This window comes from Paenibacillus glucanolyticus NBRC 15330 (assembly GCF_004000885.1).
Lineage (GTDB): Bacteria > Bacillota > Bacilli > Paenibacillales > Paenibacillaceae > Paenibacillus_AQ > Paenibacillus_AQ glucanolyticus.
This window is the reverse complement of sequence record NZ_BIMC01000007.1, coordinates 15,658-27,708: the sequence shown is the minus strand read 5'-3', so window position 1 is coordinate 27,708 and position 12,051 is coordinate 15,658. Positions and strand designations below refer to the sequence as shown.

Sequence of the window (12,051 nt, the reverse complement as noted above, 5' to 3'; positions counted from 1 at the left end):
TTTTTACCCAATACTCGGTAACTATGACCCATCTCCCGCCGGGGAAGCCCCAGAAAACATGAAAAAGGACCACCCTTATTCGGGTGATCCTTCCAAATACATCGTCCAATACCTAACCTTCATCCTACTTCGTGCTGCTCTTGACGTGGATCAGCACATTATAGAGGAAAGCCAGAATGCCCAGCGTTACCAGAACGCCACCTACCGCAATTACCGGTTCAACGGATTCAACACCGCTCATCAGTAGTGCGAGACCAATCATCATGACAGGCAGACCGATATTGTGCAGCCAGAAATGCACTTTGCCAACGGTCGATTCCCCGGCTGCAGGGAACAGATGATAGATAACGCCTGCAAGAGCCAGAGACGCCCAGCCCAGCAGGTTGACGTGTGCGTGAACAGAGGCGTAATCATAGCTGTGGGATATCGACATGTACATGCCAAGCAGCACCCCGAGCACAAAGTAAACCGCAGCAATCCTGATTAATTTGACACCCATACAATCCCTCCTAAATGCATGACTACTATGATATATGTCACCTGTGGTGAAGTAGACCTGGATGGAGGAAGATTTAACAAAAAAAAGAAACCGACGACCCTTGCGAGGATCATCGGTTATTGTGAGTGTTTGGTTCATTCAGATTCTATTCAAGCTCCAGCACATCATAGATTAGCCATTGGCCGTTTGCTTTTTTAAGCCAGTAGAGTGAAGTTGTGTTGATGATATCCCCGTCCGCATCGTCGGTTTCCTCGATGTAGACTACGGTTTCCTCTCCCTGGAAGAAGACCGGACGGACAACTTCAGCTGTGAGGTTGAAATTCACTTCATCGAAGATGCCTTCAGCAATGCTGTTCTGGAACATCTCATAGAATGCCGAGTCCGGATGAATAACGGACATGAGCAGGGGACCATTCTCTTCATTGAAGCCCTTGTACTGCGTGTCAATGGATTCGCGGATGGCTTTCAGTTCTGCTTCCGGCACCTTCGGATTCGCATCGAGCAGATTATCCCCTGCCAGATATTCCGTATCATATTGATTCAGATCATAGATTTTCCAGGCACCCGACGCATCCTTTTTCAGGAGATTCTCGTAATGGAGTGTAACATCCCATGTAAAAGGGCCGCTGCTGCGCTCAAGGGTAACGCTGGTGAATGCGTGGATTGATGTTCCCGCTACCGTTACTTCCCATACATCACTCGATACATGAAGGTCGTATTTGAATTGGTTCTGATAGCCTTCTTTGGTCTTCGCAAGAACAGGAGACTTCGAATGGAATAAGGCCATTGCGGCATCCAATTTCTTGGCATTTCCTGCCTCTTCAAGTGCGTGGTAAAGCTTCTTCACCTCATCGGTGGCTTTGTCGATTGCGCCTTCGCGGTCAATCTTGATGGTGCGCGCCTTGGGGTCCCACTTCACTGGCAGCCCTGTAGCTTCAGCTACAAAACGAAGGGGCACCAGCGTGTTGCCGGCATCGGTAAAGGGTGCGATCTGGAGCGAGGTTTTGACTCCATTGACATACGCGGTCTTCTGGCCGATGGTCATTTGAAGCTTCTGATCGAGGTATGTACCTGTCACCTGCTTGTTGGCGCTGTTCCAATTGACCTTATAATCCAATGCCTGGAACAAAGGACGGAATTGAACGAAGGTGACCCCGTTCTTCATAATAGGCTCTGCCTGAAACTTGATTTCCTGGTTATCGAGGTAGACCCGGATTTTCCCCTGATTCTTCGCCGGAGCAGCTTGTGCCGCACTTGCGAACAGGAACAGGAATGCGATAGCCAGCAGGCTGATTTTTTTCTTCAATTTGCTGTCATCTCCTTCAACGAATGATAGAATAGAGAGGTAATTGTGGTAATCGTACATGATAAAACCAACGGTAGCAATACATTTCTTTGCAAGTAATTATTGGTAGTAACCAGGAGACGGTTACCTGCCGGAACCACTTGTAAAAAGTCGGGTAAGCATGAGGCTCCGCTGGGTAATACATAGTAAGAGTCAGGCCGGGTCAACCGGCCCATTCATTATACAAAGGAGTGGAGCACATGACAGCAGGACAGGAACTGATATTTTACATAGGAACCTATGGTTCAGAGGAAGAGAATCGAATTCATTGGGGGGCGATGGATCGGGGAACGGGCGAGCTGCGTCTATTGGGCGGAACGGCTGGCATAGAGAACCCGACGTATCTTGATTTTGACGACTCCATCTCCGTGCTGTATGCGGCCAGCGAGAAGGGTGAAAGCGATGTGTCTGCTTATTCGGCCAATCTGGTGAACGGTGAATTGACCCTGCTGAATGTTCAGTCCACCGGTTCATCCGGGGCATGCCATGTCTCTCGTACGTCCAGCGGGAAGTATCTGCTCACGACAGGGTACAGCGATGGACATATTTCGGTGCTTGCTTTGGAGAAAGACGGCAGGGTAGGGGAGATTACTTCCAAAATCAAGCACAGCGGACGCGGGCTCCGGGATGACCGTCAATCGGAGGCGCATCCGCATTCGATATTTGAAGACCTGCTGAACCAATATATCGTAGTCAGTGATCTGGGCATGGATGATGTGAATCTGTACCGTCTGGAGGACGGCAAACTCGTGACCCACCGCGAGATCAGTCTGCCGCCGGGCTCGGGGCCGCGGCATGTTGCCTTTCATCCGTCAGGCAAGTGGGTATACGGCACGAATGAGCTCAACAGTACGGTAACGGCTTATGCCAACGATGCAACGTTCGGGGATTTGAAAATATTGCAGCATATATCCACCCTACCGGAGGACGTTGTGATGGACAGCAACACCTCCTCGCATCTGCTGGTGTCTCCTTGCGGTCGTTATCTGTACGCTTCCAATCGGGGGCATGACAGCATCGTGCAGTATGTAATCGATCAGGAAGCCGGTACGCTTCGTGCAGTCAATTGGGTGTCTTCCGGCGGTAAAACGCCGCGCCATTTTAATATTCTGCCGGATGGGTTCCTGCTTGCGGCGAATCAGGACAATGGCCTGATCGCAAGTTACCGGATCGATCCGGATACTGGCAATCTGGTCTCTACAGGCTATACATTAGAAGTGACACGTCCGGTGTGCATCTGTCCCGTTGAGAAAGCGAAGGCATAAGAGCTGCTAAGCTAGCATGAATTGTGCACCAGACAAACAATAGAACAAGACGAAAAGGGCTGCCGAGTGGGCAGCCCTTGTTGTATACCTGATAACCTGATTACAAATCGCAGCGTTCACATTCGCCAGAGCGATGCTTGTAGCAATTCAGGTGTTTAATCATTCAGTGGATTAATGAGCAAAGATGTGATTACCGATCTGCACCACTTGCGGTCTGGACCAGATCCATTGGCTGGTCGCTGTTTTTGGATTGAAGTAATAAAGGGATTCGTACGTCGGATCCCATCCGCGGACGGCATCCATTGCAGCGAGATAAGCAGTTCGGTCCGGCGTTAGCCAGTATTGGCCGTCATCGACGGCTGTAAAAGCGCCCTTTTGAAAAACAACGCCCCGAATATCATTCGGAAACTCGCCGGATTGAATGCGGTTCATAACAACGGCTCCCACAGCAACTTGTCCTTTGTAGGGCTCACCGCGGGCTTCACTGTATATGACTTTTGCCATGATATCCATCTCGGATTGATTTAACGTATATTTTTTCAGCTGTCTCCAGGTTTGTGCACCGGTAATTCCATCAGCGGGCACCCCGTATTCCTTCTGGAAACGCGTAACGGCTGCTTTTGTGTTAGCTCCATATTTGCCATCCAGCGGTTGCGTGTAGAAGTCCAGTGTTTTCAGACGATATTGAAGGTCCCAGACATCCCCGTTCTCGCTGCCCGGCTTTAACAGCGGAGCTGCCTCTGTTGTTTGGGCAAATGCGGGCATGAACAGAAGGATACTCAGGAAAAGAGCAGAAATTATTTTCCATGATTGCTTTCGTATGGTGATCATCTCCTTTGGGGTTGAATTATAAGGATGGAAACAGCTTCATACAACCATCAGTAAATGGAAAATCGCGCAGTGACTGCGTTAGTGGCACCAAAAATGGTTCTGTGGACCGAGTTGCGACGAACTTGAAATTTTTTGAAAAAAAGGTTTGACAGCTGGGGGGGTACTTATTACAATAGCTACATAACACACTAAACAGGTAGGAATTATATTATATTGTTCTCACCGTATCGACGGAGGAACGCTCGAAGACAATGCAGGCACGGCATGAAGCCGGTTTGACTCTGTTCTGACGAGCTTTCCTCCGTCTTTTTTTGCCATAAGGCCTGTTTAGTAGAGATTAGTAGGGGGAGTGATCCATATGAAAAAGGTGTTGAAGCAAGGGATACTCGTAGGTTTGACAGTGCTGTTGACGGCGGCGCTTACGGCTTGCGGTGCACAGAAAACAGAGACAGTTGCAACCGCCGATGGAGAAGCGCCGGCTTCGGGTTCAAGCAGCAAGCCAAGTGTGGAGCTGCTCAATGTTTCTTACGATCCAACTCGGGAGTTATATGACCAGTACAACAAAGCCTTCGCAGCCCATTGGGAGAAGGAGCAGGGACAGAAGGTCACATTCAAGCAATCGCACGGGGGTTCAGGGAAGCAAAGCCGCTCGGTCATCGACGGTTTGGAGGCGGATGTGGTCACACTGGCCCTCGGATATGATATCGATGCGATTCGTCAGGCAGGCTTGATTAATGAAGGCTGGGAGAGCAAGTTTGAGCATAACAGCGCTCCCTACACCTCGACCATCGTATTCCTCGTTCGCAAGGGCAACCCGAAAGGCATCAAGGATTGGCCGGATCTGATCAAGGACGGCGTGGAAGTCATTACGCCGAATCCGCAGACCTCCGGCGGTGCACGCTGGAACTATTTAGCGGCGTGGGGATATGCCTTGAAAGTGAACAATAACGATGAAGCGAAAGCGCAGGCATTCGTTAAAGAGCTGTTCACCCATGTGCCCGTGCTCGACAGTGGTGCCCGTGGTGCGACAACGACGTTTGTAGAGCGTGGAATTGGGGATGTGCTGCTGGCTTGGGAGAATGAAGCCTACCTCTCCATCAACGAGCTCGGACCGGATAAATTTGAAATCGTGAATCCATCGGTCAGCATTTTGGCAGAGCCGCCTGTTGCCGTAGTGGATAAGAACGTTGACAAGCGGGGAACCCGTGAAGTTGCGGAAGCTTACCTGAAATATTTGTACAGTGAAGAAGGGCAGACGATTGCGGCTGAGAACTATTACCGTCCGACGCTTGCAAGCGTAGCCGACAAGTACAAAGAGAAATTTCCGACTATCGAATTGTTTACGCTTAAGGACGTATTTGGAACATGGGAAGAAACACAGACCAAGCATTTCAATGACGGCGGCATCTTTAATCAGATTTACGTGCCAGGCAGCTGATCGGCATCAAGCCGAAGGCAGAAGGGGATGAGAGGATATGGCTTTGATCCAAGTACAGGGACAAGGCAGAGGTAATCGCAGAGTGCTCCCCGGTTTTGGAATCGGAATGGGACTTACCGTGTTATATATGAGTTTGGTAGTGCTGGTGCCCTTGTCTGCATTACTTCTCAACCAGACCGGACTCACATGGGAGAAGTTCTGGTCTGTTGCGAGTGATCCGAGGGTACTTGCTTCTTACCGAGTGAGTCTCGGGACGGCGGCGATGGCGGCACTGATCGATACGTTACTGGGTTTGCTGCTGGCATGGGTGCTGGTGCGGTATGACTTTCCTGGTAAAAAACTGTGGGATGCCTTGATCGATTTACCCTTCGCGCTGCCAACCGCAGTGGCGGGGGTTGCCTTGACTGCGATCTATTCCTCTAACGGATGGATTGGATCTTTGCTTGAGCCTCTTGGCATCAAGGCGGCTTTCTCGCCCATGGGCATAACGCTTGCCTTGATGTTTATTGGCATACCGTTTGTTGTACGGACGGTACAGCCGGTGCTGGAGGATGCGGAGCGGGATACGGAAGAAGCGGCAGCGACACTCGGAGCAGGTCGATGGCGTACTTTTCGTACCATAATCCTGCCTACCCTGATCCCGCCGCTGCTGACTGGTTTTGCATTAGCTTTCGCCCGCGGAATTGGGGAATATGGATCCGTGGTGTTCATATCGGGAAATATGCCTATGAAGACGGAGATTGCACCGCTCTTGATCATGACCAAGCTGGAGCAGTTTGATTACGCCGGTGCAACGGCAGTTGCCTTGATTCTGCTGCTCATCTCGTTTGTACTGCTCTTGGGCATTAACATTCTACAGCATTGGTCGCGGAAAACCGCGCGCTAAGGGGAGGGTTACATAATGGCTGGAACTGTGCCTTCTGCTATTTCTGCAGCGAAACGCAGCGCCCCCTCCTCTCCGGCAGCAGCGGAGAGACCGTGGGTTAAATGGACATTAATCAGCTTGGCTGGATTTGTGCTTCTGTGGCTAATCGTATTGCCGCTTGTTACCGTGATGTCCGAGGCGTTTAAGAAGGGATGGGAGGTATACATCGCTGCCTTATCCGATCCCGATGCTTTATCCGCACTTCGGCTGACATTGTTGGTAGCGGCAATTGCAGTACCGCTCAACTCGATTTTTGGCGTTATCGCAGCCTGGACCATAACGAAGTTTCATTTTAAAGGAAAGAATCTGCTTGTCACGCTGCTGGATTTGCCGTTCGCGGTATCGCCCGTCATCGGGGGGCTGATCTTCGTGCTCATATTCGGCCGGCAGGGGTGGTTCGGCCCATGGCTGGGCGCCCATGATATCAAGATTATATTCGCTGTACCTGGCATTTTGCTTGCTACGTTATTCGTTACGTTTCCATTTGTGGCAAAGGAACTGATTCCGCTCATGGAGGAGCAGGGGACGAAGGAGGAGGAGGCAGCCGTAACGCTTGGCGCCAAGGGCTGGCAGATATTCTGGCGGGTTACCCTTCCCAACATTAAGTGGGGGCTGCTGTATGGCATTATTCTGTGCAACGCCAGGGCGATGGGCGAGTTTGGGGCGGTCTCCGTTGTATCCGGCCATATCCGCGGCGAGACCAACACCTTACCGCTGCATGTCGAAATTTTGTATAACGAGTATCAATTTTCGGCATCGTTCGCCGTCGCCTCATTATTGCTGTTATTAGCGCTGGTTACACTGCTGCTTAAAAATTGGTTTACACGAAAAAATGCTCATTGACAGTCCTTTCCAACCCATGCTAATGTAAATTCATACTATGTTGGTTGGAAAAGAATGATTAACGAGTGTAAGCAAGTGTAACCCATCATTTCAGGTCGTGTCGATGAGTATATATTTTGGGGCTTTGCCCGGTAAGGAGGCGTATCCATGGCTAAACCGTTAAAGGTGGATGAAATGTGGCTCGAACGCATAGCAGGCCTGCTGAACGACATGGAATTCGGTTCGCTGCAAATCGTAGTGCATGAGGGTCAAATCGTCCAGATGGAACGAACGGAGCGCAAGCGTTTCGAGAATACGGCCTCCGGCACGGTCAAGACGTCGGGACCAGCCCGGGCGCCCGGCCAGCAGCGAAGAACGAACACAAGATGATCCCTAAGGATAAGCAGAAACAGAACTTCCGCAGATATAATGAAATGCGGCCTATTGAGCAGACATCGGAGTGTTAACCGATGCAGATGATAGGCGCATGTCATGACTAATTTGGAAGTTCTTTTTTTTTGTATAAGCACGAGAAAAGTGGATTATTAATCCGTACTTACGCAAAATCTTGCGATCTGAAGATCATGAATTATAAATAACAGCCCGGCCGTATTGATCGGCGCGGGCTGGATGTGCTGCATCGTTCTGTTTTATCTTGACCGCAAAGGGCTGTTGACGGTCTCCGGTTCAGTTAGACCAGCTGAGTCAATTAGAGGATCATATTCTCCGGCAGGGTGCAGGAATTGCTCCATCAACTCCGGGTGACCTGCGTAGGGACGCTTGCGCCGCTGTCGCGTGGCTGTAACCCGGAAACCTGCCAGATACAGTAAACACTGGGTAGCCAGAACGTAAGGAGAGGCCTCAATCCAGATTAGATTAGTCAATGCAGAGATGAGAATCAGCAGATGCAGTACGGTATAGATAACGCCATGAGACCTTCTTCTGGAATCCATCAACAGACGGTAAAAAGAGACCGTTGCAATCATACTGGAGAGCCATAAACACCATACCTCGGGGTTTGTCCAGGCAGAGGACTGACGGAGCTCCTGGACGAGAATCGCAGTCCACAGGATTGCAGCTCCCAGTGACAGTGCAGGTACGGCAGGTTTCAGAAGCAGCCATAGTCCCATCCCCCATCCGGGTTTCTCAAGACGTCCAACCAGCTCATCGCGTTCCTTCATCAGCCGGTCGATTTCGCGATTCAGCAGTTTGTGCAGTGTTGTCAGCCTGGATTCATCGCGGTCGCTTAGAAAGGTATCAATCTGTTCGTGGAGTTCCCGAATCAGCAGGTCTGCGGATTTGCATTCCTGAAGCAGTCGGATGAGGAGATCCTCCGGGATAGCCGTTCGAGTCGGTCGATTGATTACCGTGCCGAGAGGTCCCGCAAGCCTGGTGTAGATGGACAAGGACTGACGAATACGGGCAAGCGAATCCTTGCGTGCACCCAAGAGACGGGATGCACTGTATATGTACAGGCCCGAAAATACCGCTGTGGCCAGAAGCACAGCCACCAGCGCGTTCAGAGAGCCAAAGATATCAACCATCCATTCCGTAAGGGACAAGCCGATCCCTCCTTCAATATTCTACCTTTCACTATTGCACAAGAAGGAAGGGAATTCAAGCCGATTCTGAAACAGGCAGCTATGGAGAGCATGGGGGTTGCGTATAACGTTACGTCATATCCTATAGTCACCTTAGGAGGGGATTGAGTTGAAACGAAAAAAAGGATGGTTGTTCTTGGGTAGCATTCTCATTGCTATACTAGCTATACTGACGGTAATAGGCTTTCTATTCAGAGATGACGGGTCGTTAAGCGGTTTTGTTACAGAGGATGGGCAGAAGGAATACGCGGCGGCTTATGATGAGGCGATGAATCAATTACCAGAACCGGTTGAATCGATTAAGGTTAATACCGATTTTGGCGTGGTGCAGCTCTACAAGTTCCGGGAGAGCGATACACCGCATAAAACACCCTTGTTGCTGCTTCCCGGAAAAGGATCTGCTACACCCATGTGGGAGGCCAATCTAAGCGGCTTTTTAGAACACCGGCCTGTATATACCCTTGATTTGATAGGAGAGCCGGGTTTAAGCACAGAAACCAGACGGATCGAAACCGCTGCGGACCAAGCAGATTGGTTAGAGCAAGTGCTGGACCAGCTGCCGGAATCAGAGATCCACCTATTAGGGCTGTCGTTCGGCGGGTGGAGTGCGGCGAATGTGGCGCTCAAGCATCATGAGAAGATTCACTCGCTCATATTGCTGGACCCTGTCTATGTGTTTGGCCCCATTCCACTGAAAATGATACTTGTATCCATTCCGGCGTCTGTGCCCATGGTGCCCAAACCAATCCGGGAGAAAATGCTCAGCTATATATCCGGCGGGGCTGAAGTTGATGACAGCGACCCGACCGCCAAATTAATCGAAACCGGTATGCGGACATTCAAGAGCAAGCTGCCCATGCCGGAAGCCATCAAGCCGGAACGACTAGCTGAGCTGACGATACCGGTGCTCGGAATTTTAGCTGGACAATCGACGATGCATCATGCTGAAAAGTCGTATCAAACGGGGATGGATTCCCTGAAAGACCCTAATAGCGAGATGGTCGTATTTGAAGATGCCTCGCATGCAATTAACGGGGAATACCCTAAAGAGTTACTGGAAACGATAGAAGCTTTTTTAGCGAAAATCGAGTAAGGGACAGGAAGGGAATGGGTTCATGGGAAAAAAATATTCCGTAAAAGAAATCAGTCAATTGTCGGGAATAACTCCGCGAACCATTCAGTATTACGATAATGAAGGGATTCTTAAGGCGGAGCGGGATGAGCTGGGGCATAGGGTATATTATGATAAACAGTTGTATGTACTTGAACAGATTATGTTCTATAGAGCCATCGGTTTCTCTTTAAGAAAGATCAAAGAACAATTGATCGTAGGCACCGAGGAGCAGGATATCGAGAACATTCTAGATTACCAGGAATCGGTGCTCTATTCACAGAAAGAGAGTATCCAAGCCAAGCTTGACGGATTGCATGTCGCAAAGGAAATGATGAAAGAAGGTTACAACGTTCCCTGGGAGCTGTTAGCCCATCTCATGCGTTCGTTGAATGAGGTCGATATGTCGGCTTGGAAAGAATACCAATTTTCGGAGGAAGACTCGCGGCTATTTCAAAAAGTATTTAACTCTGAGCAGGCTGCATTGGATTTTTATAATGCGTTCAGAAAAATATCGCTGCAAGCTGCAGCTTATAAGGCCTCAAAGGTTCCCATCGAATCCCGTTTAGCCAGGACCTTAGCCCAAGAATGGCAACGGATGGTTCAACGTGTGACATATGGCGACGAACGGATTCATGCTGCCTTCTTAGCAGTCGATCGAAATCGGGATCAATGGAACACGGGAGAACGTCAGCTTGTAATGGAAGCAGAACAATATTTGCAGGACGTCTTGAAGCGCTATCCTGATCGTGAATGAGCTGCATTGCAGCCAAGGTTATGCTGCTTATGCAGGAAGCCTAAATCGTACTCTACTGTTTGCATGGCTAATCGTTTTTTTCTTGGCAAACAATTTTTCCTCAAGGCAACATAAGAGACCGTCCCGCATATAGTATATGAATAAGACGGTAGCATCGAAAGAGCGGGAGGGGTCAGGATGAACACGGAACTGCAGGTAAAGAAAGCGCCGTTTCAGCGAGCGAAGATGACAGTGGGTTACGTACTGCTTCTCATGTTGGCCGTTTGAGATTGATCAGGGATCTACCCGATGGAGGGGACTCATTCCTTCTACTGAACATAAAGGATGGCGTCAGAGGAAGAGCCTCTTGAGACGCCATCTTTTTTCGAATGATAACGATGAGTGCGTTGCAATGTTAGCGGTTTAAGCCATGCAATTCCTTCCAGGATCTGTATTCGTGAACAGCGGTTCCCGAGAACGAAGCGTGGCCGCCTGCCAATGCAGTGACCTTGGACAGCTCTTTTTCCATAAAGGCCGTTCCTTCTTCGAAGAAGGTAACGTAGTTGCCTTCATTGCTCGATTTGGTCTCAACGGCGACCAGCGCTTCCTTACCATATTTGTCGGCTTCGGCTAATTCGGCAGCCGCCAGGTTGTAAATGTTCTGGGCGGAATCCCGGTATGCCATAATGACGATCTGATCAAACTGCTGGATCATCCAGCTGCTGAGGGTCATGGATTGATCGGGCAGCTTGTAGGTATGCAGCCAGAAGGTCATATCTGCCGCAATCGGCAGGTTTAAGGAGCGAGCTTCCTTTACCAGATAGCGAACGTTGTTTTGCCATTGCTTCACGACCGAATCATAATTGGTTTTCCATTCGCCCAGCACATGGGGCTCGATATCAACGTGAATACCGGCAAAGCGTTCATCCGGGGCAGCAGAAGCCTGATATTCGGCCGTCCACTGGATAAAGGTTTCGAGACGGTGGCGTTCGGATTCCAGCGCCCAGTTCGGCGCACCGCCAAGGACATGCACTTCAATGCCCTGCCGACCGGCCAGGCGAATGAATTTGCGGTAATGTTCCGGACGGACATCACGGTTCATCTGCAGATAGAGTACATTGACCCCTTGGTCGGAGGCGAAATCCAGAATCTCCGGTGTAGCATTCTCAATCAGCGGAGTTTCCCAGAACCAGGTAGATTTTTGGGTGGCTTTGGCTTCGGCCGGGCCGGGTGGATACATGGAGAAACTGCAAAGCAGCAAGAGACTGCTGGATAGACAAAGGGTCAGCAAGCGAATACTAAATTTTTTCATAAAGGGTTGTTCTCCTTTCGATATCTTACACGACATGAATCGACAGGTGCATGCAACGTAAGGATTGCGCTTAAAGTCATTGTGAAAGAATTATATTCATATTTATGCAGCACTTACGTATATATCGGAGTTACTTTTGCCGTATTTTATAGGTCTTTAGGCTTTA

At 49.8% G+C, this 12,051-nt stretch carries 12 protein-coding genes; 7 read left to right on the top strand and 5 right to left on the bottom strand.

Features of this window, described 5'->3' with window-relative positions; genetic code table 11:
* Nucleotides 1-124: 124 nt before the first annotated feature.
* Nucleotides 125-499, bottom strand: a complete 375-nt coding sequence (locus PGL02S_RS12735) for a hypothetical protein (RefSeq protein WP_006207990.1) — start codon at nucleotides 497-499, stop codon at nucleotides 125-127.
* A 145-nt stretch (nucleotides 500-644) separates the two neighbouring features.
* Nucleotides 645-1,805, bottom strand: a complete 1,161-nt coding sequence (locus tag PGL02S_RS12730) for a copper amine oxidase N-terminal domain-containing protein (protein ID WP_036643782.1) — start codon at nucleotides 1,803-1,805, stop codon at nucleotides 645-647.
* A 239-nt stretch (nucleotides 1,806-2,044) separates the two neighbouring features.
* Between PGL02S_RS12730 and PGL02S_RS12725 the strand changes: the two genes are divergently transcribed.
* A complete protein-coding gene (locus PGL02S_RS12725) occupies nucleotides 2,045-3,109 on the top strand; it encodes a lactonase family protein (protein ID WP_036643779.1) in 1,065 nt (354 codons plus the stop codon).
* Nucleotides 3,110-3,280: 171 nt separating this feature from the next.
* Here PGL02S_RS12725 and sleB read toward each other — a convergent pair whose 3' ends face one another.
* Complete coding sequence (gene sleB, locus PGL02S_RS12720; protein WP_036643777.1) at nucleotides 3,281-3,940, bottom strand: spore cortex-lytic enzyme; 660 nt, start codon at nucleotides 3,938-3,940, stop codon at nucleotides 3,281-3,283.
* Between the two features lie 358 nt (nucleotides 3,941-4,298).
* On the opposite strand from sleB, the gene PGL02S_RS12715 reads away from it, so the two are divergent.
* From PGL02S_RS12715 to PGL02S_RS12700, 4 genes are all read left to right on the top strand, one after another.
* Nucleotides 4,299-5,378 (top strand): sulfate ABC transporter substrate-binding protein, encoded by a 1,080-nt coding sequence (locus PGL02S_RS12715; protein WP_036643775.1) that lies wholly within the window; start codon nucleotides 4,299-4,301, stop codon nucleotides 5,376-5,378.
* 37 nt (nucleotides 5,379-5,415) lie between these two features.
* The gene (gene cysT / locus PGL02S_RS12710; protein ID WP_036643772.1) at nucleotides 5,416-6,264 is read left to right on the top strand and encodes a sulfate ABC transporter permease subunit CysT; all 849 of its coding nucleotides are present in this window, start codon (nucleotides 5,416-5,418) and stop codon (nucleotides 6,262-6,264) included.
* A 15-nt stretch (nucleotides 6,265-6,279) separates the two neighbouring features.
* Complete coding sequence (gene cysW, locus PGL02S_RS12705; protein WP_036643770.1) at nucleotides 6,280-7,146, top strand: sulfate ABC transporter permease subunit CysW; 867 nt, start codon at nucleotides 6,280-6,282, stop codon at nucleotides 7,144-7,146.
* 147 nt (nucleotides 7,147-7,293) lie between these two features.
* Nucleotides 7,294-7,515, top strand: coding sequence for a YezD family protein (locus tag PGL02S_RS12700; protein WP_006207997.1), 222 nt, complete (start codon nucleotides 7,294-7,296; stop codon nucleotides 7,513-7,515).
* A 260-nt stretch (nucleotides 7,516-7,775) separates the two neighbouring features.
* Here the strand turns inward: PGL02S_RS12700 and PGL02S_RS12695 are convergent, their stop codons facing one another.
* Nucleotides 7,776-8,687: a hypothetical protein gene (locus PGL02S_RS12695; RefSeq protein ID WP_006207998.1), complete on the bottom strand. Its 912-nt coding sequence runs from the start codon at nucleotides 8,685-8,687 to the stop codon at nucleotides 7,776-7,778.
* Between the two features lie 148 nt (nucleotides 8,688-8,835).
* Here PGL02S_RS12695 and PGL02S_RS12690 point away from each other — a divergent pair, with 148 nt between their 5' ends.
* Together PGL02S_RS12690 and PGL02S_RS12685 are read left to right on the top strand one after the other, a co-directional pair.
* Complete coding sequence (locus PGL02S_RS12690) at nucleotides 8,836-9,819, top strand: alpha/beta fold hydrolase (RefSeq protein ID WP_063455980.1); 984 nt, start codon at nucleotides 8,836-8,838, stop codon at nucleotides 9,817-9,819.
* Between the two features lie 22 nt (nucleotides 9,820-9,841).
* On the top strand, nucleotides 9,842-10,594 hold the full coding sequence (locus tag PGL02S_RS12685; protein ID WP_036643767.1) for a MerR family transcriptional regulator: 753 nt from the start codon (nucleotides 9,842-9,844) through the stop codon (nucleotides 10,592-10,594).
* Nucleotides 10,595-10,988: 394 nt separating this feature from the next.
* Here the strand turns inward: PGL02S_RS12685 and PGL02S_RS12680 are convergent, their stop codons facing one another.
* Entirely contained in the window at nucleotides 10,989-11,885 is an 897-nt protein-coding gene (locus PGL02S_RS12680; RefSeq protein WP_063455981.1) for a hypothetical protein, read from the bottom strand.
* Nucleotides 11,886-12,051 lie beyond the last annotated feature (166 nt).

Bases quoted from the DNA above. Each gene is read 5' to 3' on its own strand.
- cysW (WP_036643770.1), top strand. From the start codon at position 6,280: ATGGCTGGAACTGTGCCTTCTGCTATTTCTGCAGCGAAACGCAGCGCC.
- PGL02S_RS12680 (WP_063455981.1), bottom strand. From the start codon at position 11,885: ATGAAAAAATTTAGTATTCGCTTGCTGACCCTTTGTCTATCCAGCAGT.
- PGL02S_RS12725 (WP_036643779.1), top strand. From the start codon at position 2,045: ATGACAGCAGGACAGGAACTGATATTTTACATAGGAACCTATGGTTCA.
- PGL02S_RS12735 (WP_006207990.1), bottom strand. From the start codon at position 499: ATGGGTGTCAAATTAATCAGGATTGCTGCGGTTTACTTTGTGCTCGGG.
- PGL02S_RS12715 (WP_036643775.1), top strand. From the start codon at position 4,299: ATGAAAAAGGTGTTGAAGCAAGGGATACTCGTAGGTTTGACAGTGCTG.
- sleB (WP_036643777.1), bottom strand. From the start codon at position 3,940: ATGATCACCATACGAAAGCAATCATGGAAAATAATTTCTGCTCTTTTC.
- PGL02S_RS12685 (WP_036643767.1), top strand. From the start codon at position 9,842: ATGGGAAAAAAATATTCCGTAAAAGAAATCAGTCAATTGTCGGGAATA.
- PGL02S_RS12700 (WP_006207997.1), top strand. From the start codon at position 7,294: ATGGCTAAACCGTTAAAGGTGGATGAAATGTGGCTCGAACGCATAGCA.
- cysT (WP_036643772.1), top strand. From the start codon at position 5,416: ATGGCTTTGATCCAAGTACAGGGACAAGGCAGAGGTAATCGCAGAGTG.